The organism is Nonomuraea sp. NPDC049750 (assembly GCF_040659625.1).
In the GTDB taxonomy this organism is placed as follows: Bacteria; Actinomycetota; Actinomycetes; order Streptosporangiales; family Streptosporangiaceae; genus Nonomuraea.
On sequence record NZ_JBFANB010000015.1, the window covers coordinates 136900 to 155729 of the forward strand.

Here is an 18830-nt window from a genome sequence, read left to right on the forward strand (position 1 = left end):
CGAACCGCGGAATCCCGGGATTGTGGCCACACCAGTACGAAGCCGCTGACCTGGCCCATCGTGGCCGAAATGTGATCATTTCCACTGGAACAGCGTCCGGGAAGTCGCTCGCGTACCTCACTCCGGCCGTCGCCTCCTGCCTCGACGGCGGCACGGTCCTTTACCTCACGCCTACCAAGGCCCTGGCCGCCGACCAGCTCCGCGGCCTCCGCGAGCTCCGCGTCACCCAGCTCCGCGCGGCCTGCTTCGACGGCGACACGCCGTTCGAGGAACGTACCTGGATCAGGCAGCACGCCAACTACGTACTAACAAATCCCGACATGCTGCACCGCAGCATCCTGCCCCGGCACGCCCAGTGGTCGTCGTTCTTCCGGCGGCTGCGGATGGTCGTGGTGGACGAGTGCCATGGCTACCGCGGAGTGTTCGGCTCGCACGTGGCCCAGATCCTGCGCCGCCTGCGCCGCGTCTGCGCCCGCTACGGCTCGCAGCCCGTCTTCCTGCTGGCCTCAGCGACGGCCAGCGAGCCGGGGGCGTTCGCGATGCGGCTGACGGGGCTTGAGATGGCCGAGGTGACGTCGGACGGGTCTCCCAAGGGTGCGACGACCATCGCGCTCTGGGAGCCGCCCCTGACCGAACTACGGGGCGAGAGAGGCGCTCCGGTGCGCCGCACGGCCACCGCCGAGGCCGCGGACCTCCTGACGGACCTCGTCCTGGCGAAGGTCCGCACCCTCGCCTTCGTCCGCTCCCGGCGCGGCGCCGAGACAGTCGCCCTGACCGCCCGCGCCAAACTCGCCGACGTCGCCTTCTCCCTGGCCGGGACCCCGGTTGACGGCTCATCGAGCACGGCCTCCGCCCCCGCAGGGGGTAACCCCGGCGCGCTCCCCACCCCTAGCACCACCCCACCGCCCTCAGACCAGGGCACCGCTCCACCAGGCTCAGAGCAGGGCGCGCTGTCCTGGGGAGCGTCCGTGCCCGTGCCCGAGTCCGAGTCCGAGTCCGCCGACTGGGCTGCCCTTCCAGACCGGATCGCCGCCTACCGGGCCGGATACCTCGCCGAAGACCGCAGGCTCCTGGAGAAGGCCCTCCGCTCGGGCTCCATCATGGGCCTGGCCACCACCAACGCCCTTGAGCTCGGCGTGGACGTCTCCGGCCTGGACGCCGTCCTGATCGCCGGCTGGCCGGGCACCCGCGCCTCCCTCTGGCAGCAGGCGGGCCGAGCCGGCCGCGACGGCCAGGAGGCACTCGCCGTACTCATCGCGAGGGACGACCCCCTCGACACCTACCTCGTACACCACCCCCAGGCCCTTTTCGGTCAGCCTGTAGAGGCGATCGTGCTCGACCCGGACAACCCGTACGTCCTCGGCCCCCACCTCTGCGCCGCCGCCGCGGAGATCCCGCTGACCGACGCCGACCTGCCCGTCTTCGGCCCCACCACCCCGAACGTCCTCGACGACCTGGTCACCGAGGGCCTGCTCAGGAAGCGCCCCGCAGGCTGGTTCTGGACCAAGCGCGAACGTGCCACCGACCTGGCCGATATCAGGGGCGGCGGAGGGGCGCCCATCCAGGTCGTGGAGTCCGCGACCGGCCGCCTCCTCGGCAGCGTGGACGAGCCGTCCGCCCACACCACCGTCCACACCGGCGCCGTCTACCTGCATCAGGGTGAGACGTACCTGGTGGAGCTCCTCGACCTCGAAGCCGGCGTCGCCCTGGTGGGCGGTGCGGAGCCCGACTACACGACGTTCGCGCGCGACGTGACGGAGATCTCGGTGCTCGCCTCCCTGCGTTCGCACGACCTCGGCCCCGGCAGCCTCCACTTCGGTGAGGTGGAGGTGACCAGGCAGGTGGTCTCGTACCTCAAACGCCGCCTCCAGTCCGGCGAGATGCTCGGCGACGAGCCCCTGGACCTCCCGCCGCGTACCCTCCGCACCCGCGCGGTCTGGTGGACGCTCCCCGCCTCAGAAGTCGCCGCCCTGGCCGAGGAGGGCTTCGACCTGGGCGGCGCCGCCCACGCCGCCGAACACGCCGCCATCGGCCTGCTCCCCCTCTTCGCCACCTGCGACCGCTGGGACATCGGCGGCGTGTCCACGGAACTCCACGCGGACACGGGCCTGCTGACGGTGTTCGTGTACGACGGCCACGAGGGAGGCGCGGGATTCGCCGAACGCGGCTACGCCCGTGCCACCGACTGGCTCACGGCCACCCGCGAGGCCATCGCCTCCTGCGAATGCGAACGCGGCTGCCCATCCTGCATCCAGTCCCCCAAATGCGGCAACGGCAACGAGCCCCTGGACAAGCGCGGCGCCATCCACCTTTTGGACACCTTGCTACGCTCCGCTCCCGCCGCAAGCTAGTCCGGCGTCGACGAACGTTTCGCCGGGTGTCCGCCCCCTCTCCCCCGAAGGGGGTATCCCGCCGGGTGGCCCGTAGGTGCGAGAGCACCCGCTGGCCGATTCCTCCGAGGTCGTTGGCGGGTTGGGCAAGGCGAGACCACCCACTGACCGCATTCCTTCGGGTCCCTGGCGCGCTAGCACTAGCCAGGCTCACTCGTAGAACGCAACGATAGGCGCGCTCACTTGAGGCGCAGCCCCTGCAGGATCCTGGACAAGGCGGCCCACACGTCGTCCAGGTCGCCGGGATCTCCGGAGCCGGCCAGCCACAGAGCGGCCTCGTTCATCGCCCCCGACAGCAGGTGAGTCAGCGGGGCGACCGGCTGTCGTGCGATGATCCCTGCCTCGATGAGGCCGGAGAGCGCCTCGGCCAGATGGCGGGCGGAGGCGGCCTCGTCCAGCGCGCGCCACTCGCTCCAGCCCAGGACCGCGGGGCCGTCGATGAGCATGATCTGCTGGATGTCCGGATCGGTGCAGGCTGTGAGGAACGCCCGGCACCCGGCCACCAGTTGCTCCCATGGGTCGTCCTGGACCTCGGCGGTCGCGGCCACCGTCTCGGCCACCTCCCCCTGCACCTGCTCCAGGACCGTACGGAACAGGTCGGCCTTGCTCCCGAAGTGGTGATACAGCGCACCCTTGGTCACCCCGGCAGCGGCGACGATCTGCGACAGGCCCACCGCCCCGTAGCCCCGGCTCGCGAACAACAGCCTGCCCTCGCGTACCAGAATCCGCCTGGTCTGCTCGCGCTGCTCGATCCTGCTGCCCTGGCGCATCGCGTCACCCCTGTTGACGTACCGATGGTATGCCAATAGCGTAGCTTGACATACCATCGGTATGCGAAGGAGCTTTCCGTGATGCTGACCAGCTTCTATCCGGTCCTCTGCACCTCCCTGCTGCGGGAGTCCCGGGACTTCTATGTCGGGTGGTTCGGGTTCGAGGCGACGTTCGAGGCGGACTGGTACGTGAGTCTGCGCCGGCCCGGGACCCCGCCGTACGAGCTGGCCCTTCTCGACCACCGCCATCCCACGCTGCCCGAGGGCCACCGCGCGCACGTTCAGGGGCTGCTGCTCAACTTCGAGGTCGAGGACGTGGACGGGGAGTGGGAACGGCTCGTGGTACGGGGAGGTCTGCCGGCCGTGCTCGAACCGCGCAGCGAGGATTTCGGACAGCGGCACTTCATCGTGGCCGACCCCAACGGAGTGCTCATCGACGTCATCACACCCACGGTTCCCACCGCCGAGTACGCCGGCCAGTACCAGACTTAGGATTCACAAGGATCCGCAGCCCTTTGACGCACAACAGAGCCCGTTCGACCTCGGCTCAACAACGGCTGGCTCACTGTGCCAGATGACCTCACCCACCACATCAGTGCCCAGGTCGGGGACTCAAAGTCCGACGGCATACCGATGATCTCGGCAAGGCCGATCGCCTCAGGCACGCCCTCAACGCGGAGGAACCCGGCAAATGGCTAGCGCCAGCCGAGGCAGGTGCTCCCACCGGCCGACTCCTTCGGAGGACTTGGTGGGTTGGTCGTGAGTTAGCTATCGCCGCCGCGATGGCGGTGGCCCGCGAAGGCGTTCTCGTCGTCGTCAGCCGCCCAGAAGTCACCCGCTCCGGGCTGCGGACGCTCCCAGAAGCCACTGTCCTCCATCGCCCTGGGCGCAGGGGGCAGGTAGTCGTCCCAACGCTCCTCGATCCGTACCGCGGGCGGCGTGACGGCGGCGGCCGACTCGGGCACCTCGATCACGGCCGAGCTGGGCAGCGCGATCCGTACGGGCTCCTGACGCACCGTTCGACCGTCCAGCTCAGGACGCATCCGACCGAGCTGGTCGAAGGGCTCTCGGTCGCCCTGAACCGCTCCCCTCCAACCGTCCTGATCGACAGACACCCGGTCATTTCGACCGGCATCCGCTCGGCCGTCCCAATCCCCGGACGCCCACGAAACCTGCCCAGCGCCCGCCCCGCCATCCTGACCGCCGGACGCCCTGGAAGCCTGCCCAGCATCCACTTGGCCATCCTGGCCGCTGGACGCCCACGAGACCTGCCCAGCATCCGTCCGACCATCCTGACCGCCGGACGCCCGATCATCCGGATCAACAGCCCGCATGTCGGCGTCGCTGAGGTGCAGCGGGAGGGCGGCGCGTACCTGCGCACGAGCCTGCCCCGGCACCGGCCCGTAACCCCGACCGGCACTCGGCCCCTCCGCGTAACGCCGTGCCGCGGACGGCGTGGCCGGCAGGTCAGACGCTGTCGGGTTGAAGCGATCGGACGATGCCACACCGCGCTGTTCGGGCACCCCCGAGCTGGGTCGGTCGAACACCGCCGAGCCAGGGTGTTCCAGTGCCTGCATCTGGGATTCCAGTGCCCGCATTCGGGACCGTGCGGGCGTCTGCGCGCCGGAGCGTCCTGGTGGCGTACGCGAGGCCCCGGGAGCCTGGGCACCAAGCCGCTCTGACCCGCGCGAACGCTCAGGCGTCTGAGCGCCGGACCGCTCCGGCGAGCGGGACTGTTCAGGGGACTGCGTACGCTCACTGGCCGGTCGGACCTTGGCGACTGCCAGCACCACGGCAGGGCGCCGGGGTACCGAAGTGGTGGGCGGGACGCTATCCGTACTGTGCTGAGCGGAAATGCCGGGACTTGGCGAAGCAGCAGCCGAGTGCGGCACCGAACCCCCGGCACCAGCGGCGGCGAGAGACCGGCGACGCGCCCACGCGCCTCCGTGTGCGGCCAGCAGCAGCAAGACGAGCCCGCCTGCGACGTACAGGCCGTACTGGCCGATGCCGCCGGCGGCCGACTCCGACGACTGGGCCTTCACCTTGGAATCGATGGCAGCGGAGTCGGCGTCGCCTGTGGTGCCGTTCGGAGCGAGGCCGTCGGTCTTGCCCGAATCCCCGGTGGTGTCGGCGGTCGGAATCGGGAGATTGCCCTTGGGGTCGGTGTCCGGCATGGCGGGGAGCTTGTCGGTCTTCTTCGTCGTGGTCGCCTTGTGCGTGGGCGCGACCGTGGACTGCGCGTGCTTCTTGGCGGGCAGCGTGGGCAGCGTCTCAACGCCCTTCTTGGTGCCCGGGGTCGCCTGTTTCGTGGCGGTCTTCTTCGGTTGGGCAGTCGGCGGTGCGGGGATGGTCACGTACGCGGCGCCAGAATTGCCGGACTCGATCGACCCGCCATCGCCGTCCCCCCTGAACGCCTTCACGGTGAAGCCCACCCGCTGCCCCGCCGCCTTGGTCGGTACGGCGAGCACGGCCTTGCACGATGATCCGGAGCAGGCGCTGTCGGCGGGCAGCCTGCCCACGATGCCGGACTGGCTGGTTGCCACCTCGTACGACTGGAGGTCCGGCTCCGAGCCCTTGCTCCAGGTCACCACGATCTTCTCGGTCCCCTGCAGGGCCGCGGCGACGTTGTCCGGCGCGGCGGCGGGCCGCCTCAGCTTGAAGGTGCTCGTCGCGTAGGTGCTGCCGGTGATCTCACCCTTGAGGACCACATTGAAGGTCCCGTTGGGTGCGCTGCCCGCATCGAACGTCCCGGAAATCGTCTGGTTGGCACCCCCACCGGCGACCTTCTGCCTGGTGGTCGAGGGGCCCTCCACGTACACGCCCATGTTGAGCTGCATTAACCCGGTATGCGCTGAGATTGGCACGGATCCACTCGTGACCACCTGACCGTCGGACGGAGACGTGATCTCCCCGGAGCCCGCGCCTTGCCGCGCCACCACGGCCGCCTGAGCGGACCCACCGAGCACGATGGTTCCCGCCACGACCGCCGTCGCGACTATCGCCCTGCCAACCGTCACGGCGCTTCCCTCCATAGAGAGCGTCTTCGGTTCCCTGTGTTTACCTGAGTAAAACGGACATCGGCGTAGCCTCGTCGCACCCGACCGGGGCCGGGTAGTGATCCGGTGGAAGCCGAAGCCGCGTCCGTCCGGCAAGCCGGGCGGACCGTGGTTGAGAACCGCGTTGTCAGGGCCTGACTGCGCACCTCTGGAGGAAGTGCGCCCCTTGGGCCACCGCCCCGCCGGACGCTGTCCCGTTGATGTGGACACCAACGGGGGCGGGGACCGAGCGCCAGTCAGGCACCCGGCCGTGACAGAAAATTACCTCACGATTACCAACCGTCGCAACCGATCAAGCCAGAGAAATCCAACATCAGTTCTAAAGGCAACCACCGGCTCGCGTGGCGAGTGCCGACGACAGTTCATACCTCGCGCCGCCTGACCACCATGGGGCGCTCACGCGACGACCGGAATGCAGTCCGCTTGGCCGATGTCGATCATCGACCGCCCTGAACCCGCACCCTAGCGGCTCAGATCCGGGCCATCCCAGACTCCGACCCCAGACGGCATGGACTCTCGAGTAAGCGGAAGCTTATGTGAGCCATCCAACTCTTGGACACTCTGTCCAAGAAACCGTAATTCGATTGCGACCTAGCCCCGACAGCCCCACAAGTCACATTGTTCGTGTAAGTGAAAAACGCTCCTGCTTTTACGAACTTTGCGCTAAAAACCGGTCTCTTCCCGGCTCTACGCCGCCAGCAGGGGACGCGCTCAGCATGGAGCGGAGATCCACTCCATGCCCAGAATCATGGGCCACCTTAAACCGAGGCCCACAGCCCGCAGACTCACGGCGCAGGTCTAGGAACCAGAACCGGGGCCTGGATCAAGACCCAGGACCGGGATCGGGGCCAGGGTCCAGGGTCCAGGGCGGAAACGCATCCACGCCTCCGCCCACCACAGCGCCGCTCTCCGTACTGTCCCAAGCGCCGCTCTCGGTGCCGCCTTACCAGCGTGTCGTCAGGCCGACCGATTGATCTAGACTCCGCATCGTGACTGCTGCATCCCAGCGTGGTGGTTCCTTCTACGACTCGCCCAAGATCTTCCAGAGGTATCGGGACCATCGTCACAGTGGGGCAATGAGCCCAAACCACGTCATGGAGGAACCAGCACTACTGGATGTCCTTGGCACGGTCACCGGTCTGCGGGTTTTGGATCTCGGCTGCGGGGATGCGGCCATCGGACAGACTCTGCTGGACGCCGGCTGTCGTAGCTACCTGGGTCTGGATGGCTCGGCAGCCATGGTGGAGGCGGCCAATGCGACTCTGCGGGGCACCTGTGGGCGGGCTGAGCGAGCGGACATGGAGGACTTTTCCGCTCCGCCCTCTTCGTTTGATCTGATCATTTCTCGTCTGGCCCTGCACTACGTCGAGGATCTGGAAGCGGTACTGACGGCTTGCCAGGCATGCCTTTCGCCTGGTGGGCGGATCATTCTTTCGGTAGTTCATCCCGTTCTCAGCTCATACGACGCCGGGACGGGGAAGCCGCGCACGAACTGGATCGTCGATGACTACTTCCTCAAGGCCCCCCGGCTGCGAAACTGGTTGGGCGACAGTGTCATCTGGTTTCACCGGACTGTTGAGGACTATGTAGCTGCGCTGATGAACGCCGGGTTTGCACTGTCGGCTCTGCGTGAGTGCGCCCCTCAGGAAGAGCGGTTCGACGGCGACTTGGCCGAGTTGGCGCGCCGTCGCCGTGTGCCGCTCTTCCTATTACTCAGTGGTACGAGGATCTAACCTTACTCAGTGGTGCGAGGTCTGTCCGGCCAGGAGGGACGGCCGGACAAGGTCTTCCCACGTACGCACCGGAGGCGCACTCCGCCACGACCGGGTACCCGCTTGGGCCGGCGCGGGCCCTGCCGGTGAGGGTTCGGGTTCCTAAGGCGGGCAGGGTGATGGTCAATGAGGTTCGGACCTCCGCGATTTCTCCTGTGAGCGTGCATTGGAGGAGGTGGGCGCCGTTTTTCGCGGCTACGGTCTTCGCTCTGTCGCAGGCTGCCTGGGGATCGAAGATTGCCAGCCTCGCCGCCGCAAGTGCGCTCAGGTCGGCTGCGTCGTGTACGTGATGGCGGGCGACGCGTACGGAGCCCACAGTGGCGAGGGCCGTTGCGACTGCCATGAGCAGGCCCATGAGCGCAACGCCCCATAATGTCGCGGAGCCCCGGTCTGCTCGCTTGACGAATGTTGCCGCTCGATACTTCTTCGCCGAGCTGCGCCCGCGCGTCATGACTCCGTGTCGGCTGTCGCGGAGGCGGCCACTTGTACTGCGGGCAGGGACGCTCCCCATGCTGGTCCTACCTCCACCGAGATCTCTACTCTTGTGCTCTCCGGGCTGCGGCTGATGTCCACCTGTGCGTTGGGGCGGGTGGCGGATCGTACGAGTTCGCGTACTTCGTCCAGTGGCTCGCCTCTGGCTGCGGCCCGGGCTGCCGCGCGGGCCGCGTCGACGCATTCCAGTTGGACCCCAACTGCTTGGATCGCCCACAATGCGGCGGCCAAGACGACCATGAGCGCGGGCAGGACCATAGCGGTCTCGGCGGTCACGGAGCCGCGCGACGTCGACCGCCACTTCATCAGCGATGTTGGCCGCTTACGACGCCATACACATCGCTTCACGAGCGACACCGACCGCCTCGGACGTGATGTCCGCCGTTTACGACGCACTACAGATCGCTTCACGTGCGAGGCCGACCGTCTCATACGTGATGTCGGCCGCTTCACGCGCTTGGAGGTCGCAGTTCGGGGCGGGGTCATCCGGCTGTGTTGAGCGCCTTGTCGATGAGTTTCGAGAGCATCTCATGCACCTCGGGGCTGCTGACCACCTTGAACAGCAGCGCCGCGAAGGCGCACGCGGCGATCGTGCCTACGGCATATTCGGCTGTGGACATGCCGCGCTCGCGGTGTGGTCCCGAACAACGGGCCCACCTGTCGGCGAGCCAGCCGTGGTGGCGAACGGCTGGGCTGGCCGCCTTGGCGGTCGGGGGGTCTTGTGGCGGTATGGCGGCGGCGTTCGGGGTGGTTGCCGCATGGTGCATGGTGCCTCCAGGTGATCGGAGCCGGGTGTCGTCCGGCGTGGGTCCAACAGTGGCTCAAGGCTGCGTGCGGCGGATGAGCCGAACGACGTTCTGTGGAAAACGTCGGACTGCCCCCATAGGCAGTGGGCTGACCTGGATGTTTATGGGCGCACTGCCCGTCTTGCGACAGTTGGTCTCTCCGCGTGCTTCCTGATGTCGATCCGGTACGCGTAGGTGCTCGGCAGCCCTACCCGCGCATGTCCATGCCCGTCTGAATGAGCGCGCAGGCGGTCGCGTACCCAAACCGGCCATTGGGACCCCCAGCGACCTCAGAGGCGTACAGAGCGCCTTACGAGCCGGGTGCGGGCCTTCTGGGTGCGGGCCTTCTGGAGGAGCACGGCAAGGCAGGTCAGGCCGTGAGAGGCGTATCCGACGCGTTAGCGGTAGGCACAGGGGTGCTCCAACGCGATGCGGTGGCGTCAGTAAGCGTCGAGGTCCCCGCTGGCAATCGGGCACCGCGCAGGCGTCGAGGTCCCCGCTGGCAATCGGGCACCGCGTAGGCGTCGGGGCCGCCGCTGGCAATCGGGCACCGCGCAGGCGCCGGGGCCACCGCTGGCGATCGGGGCCGCGCAGGCGAGGCTCGGAGGAGCCAACCGGGCCGGTCAGCAAAGACCGTCCTGTTCTTACGCCAGCTCGGCTGGCCATCGAGGAATTCGGGGTTGAACGGCCGACGAGGCACTCGCCCCGTTTTTCGCGCATGCGTGATCTTCAGCTCAACCGTGCATCCGTTTGCCCAAGGCGGTCTCGTAGGCACGCATCGTCCGCACGATCGTGGCGCGTTCGGACGGCGTGAGGTCGGACAAGACCTCGGTCCACGCCAGTGCGCTGCCCGACAGCCACTCGCCGATCGGCTCGACGTACTGCGGTGCGATTGCGACGACCCGCCGTCGCCGGTCGGCATCATCCTCTTCCCGCGTCAGGACACCGCGGCGAGACAGGTCACCCACCATGAGGCTGACAGTCGTCGGAGCGATCTCCAGTCGCTCCGCCAGTTGGCTAACCGTGAGAGAACCGTCGTACTGCAGATAAGCCAGCAGTGACAGGTGGCGGGGCGCGAGATCGAGCGTCCGCAACGCCTCTGGGACGGGCAGCCGCTTGGCTCGCCCGACCATCCTGGGCATCAGCAGCAGCATGGACCGCACCGCCTGGTCAGTCGTCATGCCGTCCGCGTTGTTGACCATCTGGTGCTTCACCAATTACCTTTGACATTAAAGCTAATTTAAGAACAAACAGGAGGTTCATCGTGCCACATCTGACGGTCCGGGTTCTGGAGTCACAGCTGCAGGGCAACGAAACGGCCCTCATTGCCGCGCTGACCGACGCGGTGGTCGACGTATACGGCGAGTGGGCGCGCGACGTCGCGGTCATCCACCTCGACGGCGTACCCGCCGGACGATTGGGCCTGCGGGGCAAGCCGGTCGACGAGGCGCCACCCGCAATCATGTTCGGTATCCGCGAGGCGGCGTTCAACCGTCCCGACAGCGACGAGCTCATTGCCAAGCTTGTACGAACCGTCACCGATGCCGTCGCCGACGTCCTCGGGGCGCACTTGCGCGACACCACCACGGTCGAGCTCGTCGCCACCCCGGCCGGCCGCACTGCGCTCGGAGGTGTGATCGTCGACGGCTAGCCCCGTTTTCGCATGGGAGTGATCTTCAGCGGAGGTCTCGTGGGTCGATGTCGAGGAGGTCCAGGAGGTGGAGCTGGAGTTGGAGGCCAGTGGACGCGGGATGGTCGGTGGCGACTGGCCGACCCCCCGGGAACTGACGGATGCCGGCTGGCTCGTCCGGAATGAGCCGACCAGTGGGGATAGCAGTTTGACCGGCATACAAGCCGTCGGGCCTTGGTGACGCCTCGTACGGTCAGTACTTGGCGAACCTGGCGTTCGACCAGGCAGAGGGGGGGCAGAGCCAGGCAGATGACCGTGATCAGCGCGGCGATGCGGGTCCCGAACGCCGCGGCGTCGGGGTAGTGGCGGCTGTTCAGCCCACGCTCCAGACGGGCAAGATCCACGCGAGCACCTCCCTCCATCGAAGAAGCGGCCAGCCCGATGAGTTCCGCGCCTGAGATCAATTAGCCCTTCCAGATTCGGTGGCCGCTAGGTCGTCGGGCTGGTCAGGACGTTGATGAGGATGGCGGCGAACTCGTCGGGCTGGGACCAGTAGGCGGTGTGGTCGCCCGGGAAATCGGTCACGGGTTTCCCCCAGCGGTCGGCCAGGGCGAGGCTGGGACGGTAGGGGAAGTGCTGGCGGGAGTCCCGGCCGCCGCCCAGCACGATGCGCTCCTGCTGGGCGTCCAGGGTCGCCAGGTCGGGACGGTAGCCAGGTGCCTGCCGTACTTCGTGATCAAGGAAGAAGTCGATATTGACCGACAAGCGGCGGATCAGTTCGGGGTCGATGGCCGCTGGTCGCTGGAGCGCGTTCAGGCCGATGCCGGTCATGAACATCTGCATCGCCGGTCCCGCCCCGTCACGCCGGTACGCGTCGTACACCTCCTGGAAGAACGCCCGCCACCTGGCGGCATCGGCCAGCACCTCCGCCAGAGGTGGCTCGTGGGCGATCAACCTGGTGACCAGGCCGGGGCTCTCGCTGATCAGTACGAGTCCGACGACCGCGCCCGCACTGCTGCCGAAGACATATGCCGGTCCCTCTGCGACTGCCTGTAGGAGGCAACGCGCGTCGTTGACGTGGGTCTCGTCCCATGCGCTGTTGTCGAATGATCCGTTTAAGGTGCTCCTGGAGAACCCGCGCCGGTCGTAACTGATGACGGTGTAACAAGGGGCGAGCAGGTCCGCGACGGCGTCGAACAGGTCGGCGTCGCCGTTGCTTCCAGGGATCAGCAAGAGCGCGGGCCCCTGCCCGCGCACCTGGTAGTGGAGGCGGGCACCGGGCACATCCAAGGTGTGGGTCTGCTTTTCGGGCATGGCGATGATCCTTCCCCAATCACTTACCTGTCGTACGGTAAGCTAGCTTGCTAACCGGCCGTCAAGTAAGTGGCCGCGGCGTCGCTGCTCGCCCAGGGTGCCGGCTGGCTCCGTCCGCAGGACCCGGCAGAACTTCTCCCATTGACACCTGACGCAAGTGCCTTGCTCGTATCCAAGATCGATTACCCGTCCCACATTCGGCGACGGGTCACTGGGTGTTAGGGAACAGTGATGGCGGTGGCGAGGCCTGCGACGACAGGGATGATGCCGAGGAGGACGAAGGCCGGAAGGAAGCAGAGACCGAGGGGTGCTACCGCCTTCACGCCGACACTTCTGGCTGCGGCCACGGACGTGGCGCGAGTGGATTGGCGGGCGTCGTCAGCCAGGCGCGTCAGGACGTCGGCCACCGGGGCGCCGGTCTGAGCCGCTCTGCTCATCGCTCGTGACAGTTGTGCTGTGGCGGGTTCTTGGGCGAGGAAGGCCCAGGTGGGGTCGGGGTCGGCGCCCAGTCGGAGTTGCCGGCTCACCCACGACAGGCGTTGGCCGAGCGGACCGCCCAGCGCGCCAGCCGCTATCTCGGTGGCTGCGCTGACCGGCTGCCCGGCGAGGAGGCAAGCTGCCATGAGGTCGGCGGCGAACGGCAGGTCGGTGGTGATCTGTTTGCTGTCTCGGCGGGTTTCCGGGTCGACTTGTCTGTGCAGGGTCACGCCGACGATGGGGGTGAGGAGTAGGGCGGCTATCAGTCCGGCTCCTCCGCCGATGAGTAGGGCGGTGATGAGGGCGGCCCCGAGTGCTCCGATCAGCGTGCGGCGGTTGATGCGGCGGGGTGAGGTCGCGGGGTGATCGAGCCAGGTCGGTGGGGCGAATGTGTCGGCATCCGGGTCTGTGGAGCCTGAGTTCGGGAGTCGGTGTTTTCCGGGTGGGTGCGGGTGTCGTCCGGGCGGGTGCAGGGGTAGGCCTGCCCTCGGCCCGGGTTGGGTGGCGGCTTCTGGTGGTAGCAGGCGGGTCAGGCGTTCGGCCGGAGTTGTCGGGGGGATCCACAGCCAGGTCGCCACGCAGGCACAGACTGCGGAGAGCAGCTCGAACATCGTCTGGGGTCCGTTCCGGTTGATGGCGCCGCGCGATCATCTGAGGGAGCCGCGTCATCACCCGAGGTAGCGTTGTGATTGTCCGAGGTAGCGGCGTGATCGTCCGACGGAGCGGCGTGATCGTCCGACGGAGATCCGGGCGGGCGGCGGTGGAGCGGGCGGCGCTATGAGTTTTCGGCGCGGGTTGCCATCTGGTGGGTCCACCACAGGCCGCAGGCGTCAAGGGCGATTCCGGCCGTGAGGCAGGCGAGGCCGGGGAGGCTTCCGAAGAGGAAGGCGAGCGGGCGCATGCCCAGCGCGCTTCCCATGAGGAGGCCCAGGGCAGGGAGTGCGGCCAGCATTCTCGCGGTGGTGCGTGGGCCTGCCAGTTGTGCCGTGACGTCCCGGCGGTGGGCTTGGGCTGAACGTAACGTGCTGCCGGCGCGCTCGACGAGGGCCGCCAGTCCCGCGCCTACGGTCACGCTGACGTTCCAGCAGGCGGCCAGGCGGCGTAGTCCCTCGCCGCCCTGCTGTGGGGCCACGGACAGAAGGGCTATGGACACGTCGCCGCCGTCCCTTGCCGCCGCCACCACCGGGCGTAGGGCTTCCGGGTCGGGGAAGTCGACCGCGGTGATCGCCCTGGATAGGGCTTCGCCTGGAGTACGGCCTGCGGTCAGTTCGGCTGAGAGGGCTTGGCAGAGTTCGATCGATGCCTGACGCCAGGCGTCGGCGCGACGGGCTGGGCCGGGGCGGGTGATCAGGTGCTTTATGGATCGCTGCTGGAATTGCTCGCGGACTGAGGTCAGCCTGTCGAGGCGGGCTGTGGCGGTGTTCGGGCCGGTCCACAGCCATACGGCGGTTGCTGTGGACAATGCGGCCACCAAGGCTGCGATCACGGGTTTGAGCCTCCGTTCGCTCGTCGCGGGTCTGCTCGGATGAAGCTCACCGGAGGAGGCACAACCGGGTGGGTGAGCGGGTGGGGTGGGTCGACGTGAGGTGGGTCGACGTGGGTGGGTCGACGTGAGGTGGGTCGACGTGGGTGGGTCGACGTGGAGTGGATGGGTGAGTGGTAAGCGGATGAGCGGGGTTCGGGCTGGCGGGGGCTAGGCGGGATTAATGGGGCTGTCGGGGTTGATCGCGGTGTCTGCTCGCAGGCCGTGATGCGGGCAGACGGAATGGGCGCATGTACGGCCGACAGGTGTTCGTTGGCGAAATCGGTCGCCTGGGGCGCCGGGTGGGGCTATGGAGGCGTTCTCCGCGCCAGGGTGTTGTATCCCGGGCCGGTTTGGGGTCGGCCGTGCGCGTCGAAGGTCAGGGCGGGCACGGATTCGACGAAGCCGGTCGAAGTTCTCGACAGGAGACAGATCTCCGCTACGCGGCGGCGGCCGTCGGAGTGGTTGCGGGTCAGGTGGATGACCACGTCGAGGGCTGCGGCGAGTTGGCTGTGCACGGCCTCCCTGGTCAAGCCTGCCGCGCAGCCCAGTGCCTCCAGCCGGGGTGGTACGTCGGCGGCCGCGTTGGCGTGCAGGGTGCCGCAGCCGCCCTCGTGGCCGGTGTTCAGGGCGGCCAGCAGGTCACTCAATGCCTAAATGACACCAATACAGTGACCTGCAGGAGGCCCCCCGATGGCACCCAAACCCCGCAAGGCGATCCAGGGTCAGGTTGAACCTGACCCTGAACCCGCGAAGAGCTCGGCACCCATGTCCGCCACCAGTCCGACCAGCAACGCACGCGAGAAGCGCCCCACAGAGCTGACCCGCGCCGACTTCGGCGAGTGGGACTTTGACGCTGTCGTCGAGGCCGTCTACCCGGTGATGGCCGAAGTGCAGGACATCCACCACCACCGAATGGCGGGCACCGAGTGGACCCCGTACATCGAACGCGGCCAGATGCCCCAGCTGATCGCCGAGTGCCGCGCGATCCTCGCCCAGCTCGAAAAGCCGATCAAGGAAGCGCGCGTCAGACTCGCCCACATCGAGGGGGGCGCCCGGCTCCGCGCGCACCGCCGGGTCAAGAACGGCCCGGACCACGACAACGCCGACCGCTCCGAGCGCGAGTATCTCGACGCCGCCGAGCGCCAGGCCGCCGCCGACGCGGCTGAGGCGCTCGACCTGCCATCCGGCCGATACCCGGAGCAGAGACTGGGCGGCGAGCTCTGATGGGCCGCCGTGACCACGTGACCGAGCCCGCCGAGCTCGCCGCCAACCTCAGCCGGTTCTTCCGCCGTCTGGAGGACCACGCCGCGGGCGACCCGGCCAACCTCGTGCTCATCGATGAGCTCATGGAGGACCTGCGCCGCACCAAGCTCCGCGCGCTCGCCCGGGCGGCCCGGGCCGCGAAGGAGGGCGGCGAATACACGCTCGGCGAGATCGTGGGCATCCTCGGCATCCGGAAGCAGTCCGTCCACGAGCTGATCCAGAAGGGTCGCGCGCTGCTGGAGGCGCAGCGCGTCAAGCTCGGGGTGGTCTCGCTGCGGGAGCGGCGCCGCGAGCGCCTGGCCGCGGCCGGCGTCCAGGAGCGCCGGGCGAGCTGAGGCCAGGAAACGCCCACCCCACGCGCACTGAGGTGGGCGCTTCACTGCCCAGGCGTCCAGCCTCGACGATAGACGCCTGGGGCCGGACCGCGTAGAAAGGATCAGCATCTGAGTAGAAAGATCTACTACCCTGGTGGAAGATCCTCCACCCGACCCACCGGGCGGACCACACCGTTGCGAGTTACGGTCATGGCTGCCCCGAAAAGGCGAGGGACCTATACGCCGCACGGCCAGGCAGTCCAGGCGCTCCCAGGCGTCCTTGGCTGGCCGTGCGGTCAGCCGCCCTCTTGACGAAAGCCAGCTCCCCACGCACGATCGCAGTTGCTAGCAAACTCCGGCAACTTGACGGGAGCTCGACCCATGACTCTCCGGTTCCTCGGAAAGGACTCCACCTCTGCGGGCGGCGACTCGCCAACCCTTTACGCCACGGACGCCGATACCTTCATCATCCAGGGCTGGATAGTCACGGATCCAGAGGTTCTCGCCAAGCTCACGCTGTCCGATGACGAGAGCGTCGTGGAGATCCCCTTCAACCTCTTCGAGCATCTCGCCAAGGACGGCCTGTCCAGCGTGGTGATGAGTTGGACCCCTCCGATCGTCCACGTCAGCGACCACGAGACGTGCCTCATCCAGGGCGCGCGCGTCACCGATCCTGACACGCTTGCCCGCATGCAGATCCCATCGCACGAGAGCTGCGTCGAGGTCCCCAGGGCTGCCATCGCCGCGCTACTGCAGGAGGAGGCCGATGGACCTCATCACGCCTGACCAGCGCGACGAGCTGTTCGACACGCTCGAGCGCGATGCCTTCCATCTCGAACTGCGCGACGAGTACGGCGTGCCGCGAGAGAACGCCCCCTTCGCTCGGTGGAAGCGCGGCGAGCGGGACGACTGCGCATGGATGGAGCCATGGCTGGCCAGGGTTCGCACCTCCGCATCGGCCGGCAGGTCGATGCGGAGGCTGCGGATCGTGACGGAGCCGGTCAGCGACTACATCCGGTGGGAGCACGCCGTCACACCGCCCATGGTCGAGGCCGGCGAGGAAATCCGCTGGCTTCCCCGTCACCAGCTGCCTGCTGTGGAGTTCCCGCTCGATGGAAGTGACTGGTGGCTGTTCGACGATCAGTTGCTGGCCGTTGGCCGGTTCGACCATGATGGCCGCGTGCTTGGCTCCGAACTCGTCACCGACCCGGCGGTCGTCGCGCAATGCGCGGCGGTTCGCGATCATCTCTGGCCCCTGGCCATTCCCCATGCCGAGTACAAGCCAGCTTGAGCCGCGGTGTCGATCGAGGCGCAACGTGCGCGAGAAGCTCTGGGTGGACGGCTTAGGGAGCTGCGCCGAGACGCAGGCCTAACTGGGCGAGCACTCGCCGCCCTGACAGGCTGGCAGCTGTCGAAGATCAGCAAGATCGAGCACGGCAAGCAAACGGCCACCGAGGGCGACATCCGGTTGTGGTGCCGGCACTGCCACGGCGAGGAGGCAGTGCCGGATCTCGTGGCCGCGGTGCGCAACATCGAAAGCCTGTGGATGGAGTGGCGACGCGCGCTGCGCACCGGGACGCGCCAGCGCCAGCAGCGATCCCTGGACCTGTACGAGAAGACGCACACCATCCGCGTCTACAACCCGAACATGATCTGGGGCACCCTGCAGACTGCAGAATACGCAGAGACCATCCTGCGCCAGCTCGTCGGCTTCCTGGACGACGTCCCAGACGACGTCGACGAAGGCGTTGCGGCCAGGATGGAGCGGCAGCAATACCTCTACCGCGGTGACCGCCGCTTCAACGTCATCCTTGGCGAGCAGGCGCTCTACACCAACGTCGGCGGGCCGAGCGTGATGCGCGGCCAGCTGGACCGGCTCCTGGCCGCCATTTCGCTGCCACGTCTGAGTCTCGGCATCATCCCTCGCAACGTCCCGTATGAGATCTGGCCAGGGCCGATGTTTCTCATGTTCGACGAACGCATGGTCATGCTGGAGACCTATTCGGCAGAGCTGACGGTAACCGAACCCCGCGAGATCGCCCTGTACGGCAGAGCGTTCGCCCTGCTCCAGCGGTCGGCGGTGTACGGCGAACCCGCTCGTCAGCTCATCACCCAAGCCCTTGCCGAACTTGTTTGAAGCAAACCCGAGCAAACTCCTTGGGTTTGCTCGGAGCTGTCGCTTACCGTCCTGGACATGGACAGTCACGGGTCCGTATCCCCCACGCGAACGCCCCACGCAGCGGGTGTTGACGCCACGAGCAGGTCTGCCGACGGCGACGTGACTCGGCGTCGGCAGGCCGATCACCTGGCCCCGCGTCCCCGACGCGTCTCTGGTCCTGTTGAGATCGCCGAGTTCCATGACATCCGCCAGCGTGATGACGGGACCTGGATCGCCGTCCACGACAGCGGCCAGGTGATCACCGCCCCGAGTCTCAGGCGCCTGCAGTACATCGAGGCCCTGAAGGTGCGCATCCTTCACTCTTTGCACACATCCGGGGCGGCACTCTGATGACGATCGAGCTCAAGAACTCCCCGGCCTGCCGCGTCGCCCCTGTCACGGTGCGCCGGGTGGGTGGCCCCGCGACTCATTGGCCCGCAGCCCAGATGGCGGCGGCCGGAGGGACGGCGCGGGGCCACCATCAAGGCTTCCGGCACACCGCCTGGTCCCCATGGCTCGTTGCCGGATGTGTCCCTGCCCGTTCCGGACCGGCAGGGACTGGCCGGGGCCCGTATCCACCGCACGGGACCCCGGCCCTCGACCACCTGAAGCGCGGCGACTTACTCGGAAATGGTCACCTCCAGGAGGAGAACCGTGAACACGAAAGAGCCGAAGGAGCCTCCGAAGGATCCGCCGCCGAATCCGTGCGAGGACGGCTGCGTGGGCCCGTTCGATGTCAATCCGAGGGCAGGGACCAAGAAATGCCGGGCATGCGGCATGACGATGACGTGGATATAGGAGAGCGGCCCTCCACCAAGCCCAAGCCGGTACCCCTGCCATGGGTCACGTCCCCGCGGAAGTTGCCGTTCCGGACAGGGGAGCCG

Annotated in this window: 18 protein-coding genes and 1 pseudogene; 9 read left to right on the plus strand and 10 right to left on the minus strand. The window is 67.7% G+C overall.

Annotated features, from left to right (window positions below):
* The first annotated feature begins 71 nt into the window (after positions 1-71).
* On the plus strand, positions 72-2351 hold the full coding sequence (locus AB0J16_RS33440; RefSeq protein WP_358546735.1) for a DEAD/DEAH box helicase: 2280 nt from the start codon (positions 72-74) through the stop codon (positions 2349-2351).
* A gap of 218 nt (positions 2352-2569) precedes the next feature.
* Here AB0J16_RS33440 and AB0J16_RS33445 read toward each other — a convergent pair whose 3' ends face one another.
* Positions 2570-3160: a TetR/AcrR family transcriptional regulator gene (locus AB0J16_RS33445; protein WP_358547205.1), complete on the minus strand. Its 591-nt coding sequence runs from the start codon at positions 3158-3160 to the stop codon at positions 2570-2572.
* Between the two features lie 78 nt (positions 3161-3238).
* On the opposite strand from AB0J16_RS33445, the gene AB0J16_RS33450 reads away from it, so the two are divergent.
* Positions 3239-3652: a VOC family protein gene (locus AB0J16_RS33450; protein WP_358546738.1), complete on the plus strand. Its 414-nt coding sequence runs from the start codon at positions 3239-3241 to the stop codon at positions 3650-3652.
* A 272-nt stretch (positions 3653-3924) separates the two neighbouring features.
* Here AB0J16_RS33450 and AB0J16_RS33455 read toward each other — a convergent pair whose 3' ends face one another.
* Positions 3925-5997, minus strand: coding sequence for a hypothetical protein (locus tag AB0J16_RS33455; protein WP_358546740.1), 2073 nt, complete (start codon positions 5995-5997; stop codon positions 3925-3927).
* A 1208-nt stretch (positions 5998-7205) separates the two neighbouring features.
* Here AB0J16_RS33455 and AB0J16_RS33460 point away from each other — a divergent pair.
* Entirely contained in the window at positions 7206-7949 is a 744-nt protein-coding gene (locus AB0J16_RS33460) for a class I SAM-dependent methyltransferase (protein WP_358546742.1), read from the plus strand.
* Here AB0J16_RS33460 and AB0J16_RS33465 read toward each other — a convergent pair.
* From AB0J16_RS33465 to AB0J16_RS33480, 4 genes are all read right to left on the minus strand, one after another.
* Positions 7930-8499, minus strand: coding sequence for an Rv3654c family TadE-like protein (locus tag AB0J16_RS33465; RefSeq protein ID WP_358546745.1), 570 nt, complete (start codon positions 8497-8499; stop codon positions 7930-7932). The two genes, AB0J16_RS33460 and AB0J16_RS33465, sit on opposite strands and share 20 nt — an antisense overlap.
* Positions 8436-8966 carry a TadE family type IV pilus minor pilin gene (locus AB0J16_RS33470; protein WP_358546748.1) on the minus strand — a complete coding sequence of 177 codons (531 nt, stop codon included), beginning with the start codon at positions 8964-8966 and terminating at the stop codon, positions 8436-8438. Before AB0J16_RS33470 ends, AB0J16_RS33465 begins: the two co-directional genes overlap by 64 nt.
* Positions 8963-9247 (minus strand): DUF4244 domain-containing protein, encoded by a 285-nt coding sequence (locus AB0J16_RS33475; RefSeq protein ID WP_358546750.1) that lies wholly within the window; start codon positions 9245-9247, stop codon positions 8963-8965. The genes AB0J16_RS33470 and AB0J16_RS33475 overlap by 4 nt, the downstream gene beginning before the upstream one ends.
* Before the next feature lie 752 nt (positions 9248-9999).
* The gene (locus AB0J16_RS33480) at positions 10000-10467 is read right to left on the minus strand and encodes a helix-turn-helix domain-containing protein (protein ID WP_358546753.1); all 468 of its coding nucleotides are present in this window, start codon (positions 10465-10467) and stop codon (positions 10000-10002) included.
* A 62-nt stretch (positions 10468-10529) separates the two neighbouring features.
* Between AB0J16_RS33480 and AB0J16_RS33485 the strand changes: the two genes are divergently transcribed.
* Positions 10530-10916, plus strand: a complete 387-nt coding sequence (locus AB0J16_RS33485) for a tautomerase family protein (protein ID WP_358546756.1) — start codon at positions 10530-10532, stop codon at positions 10914-10916.
* 468 nt (positions 10917-11384) lie between these two features.
* Here the strand turns inward: AB0J16_RS33485 and AB0J16_RS33490 are convergent, their stop codons facing one another.
* The 4 genes and pseudogenes from AB0J16_RS33490 to AB0J16_RS33505 form a co-directional block, all read right to left on the minus strand.
* Complete coding sequence (locus tag AB0J16_RS33490) at positions 11385-12209, minus strand: alpha/beta hydrolase (RefSeq protein WP_358546758.1); 825 nt, start codon at positions 12207-12209, stop codon at positions 11385-11387.
* 218 nt (positions 12210-12427) lie between these two features.
* A complete protein-coding gene (locus tag AB0J16_RS33495; RefSeq protein ID WP_358546761.1) occupies positions 12428-12916 on the minus strand; it encodes a type II secretion system F family protein in 489 nt (162 codons plus the stop codon).
* A 545-nt stretch (positions 12917-13461) separates the two neighbouring features.
* Positions 13462-14172, minus strand: coding sequence for a type II secretion system F family protein (locus AB0J16_RS33500; protein WP_358546763.1), 711 nt, complete (start codon positions 14170-14172; stop codon positions 13462-13464).
* Between the two features lie 344 nt (positions 14173-14516).
* Positions 14517-14852: pseudogene (locus AB0J16_RS33505) on the minus strand (ATPase, T2SS/T4P/T4SS family); the annotation flags it as partial.
* 124 nt (positions 14853-14976) lie between these two features.
* Between AB0J16_RS33505 and AB0J16_RS33510 the strand changes: the two are divergent.
* From AB0J16_RS33510 to AB0J16_RS33530, 5 genes are all read left to right on the plus strand, one after another.
* Positions 14977-15435, plus strand: coding sequence for a hypothetical protein (locus AB0J16_RS33510; protein ID WP_358546765.1), 459 nt, complete (start codon positions 14977-14979; stop codon positions 15433-15435).
* A complete protein-coding gene (locus AB0J16_RS33515) occupies positions 15435-15809 on the plus strand; it encodes a hypothetical protein (protein WP_358546768.1) in 375 nt (124 codons plus the stop codon). Before AB0J16_RS33510 ends, AB0J16_RS33515 begins: the two co-directional genes overlap by 1 nt.
* Before the next feature lie 360 nt (positions 15810-16169).
* Entirely contained in the window at positions 16170-16574 is a 405-nt protein-coding gene (locus tag AB0J16_RS33520; protein WP_358546771.1) for a hypothetical protein, read from the plus strand.
* Complete coding sequence (locus tag AB0J16_RS33525; protein ID WP_358546774.1) at positions 16555-17079, plus strand: DUF6879 family protein; 525 nt, start codon at positions 16555-16557, stop codon at positions 17077-17079. Before AB0J16_RS33520 ends, AB0J16_RS33525 begins: the two co-directional genes overlap by 20 nt.
* Positions 17080-17085: 6 nt before the next feature.
* A complete protein-coding gene (locus AB0J16_RS33530; RefSeq protein WP_358546777.1) occupies positions 17086-17925 on the plus strand; it encodes a helix-turn-helix transcriptional regulator in 840 nt (279 codons plus the stop codon).
* Positions 17926-18830 lie beyond the last annotated feature (905 nt).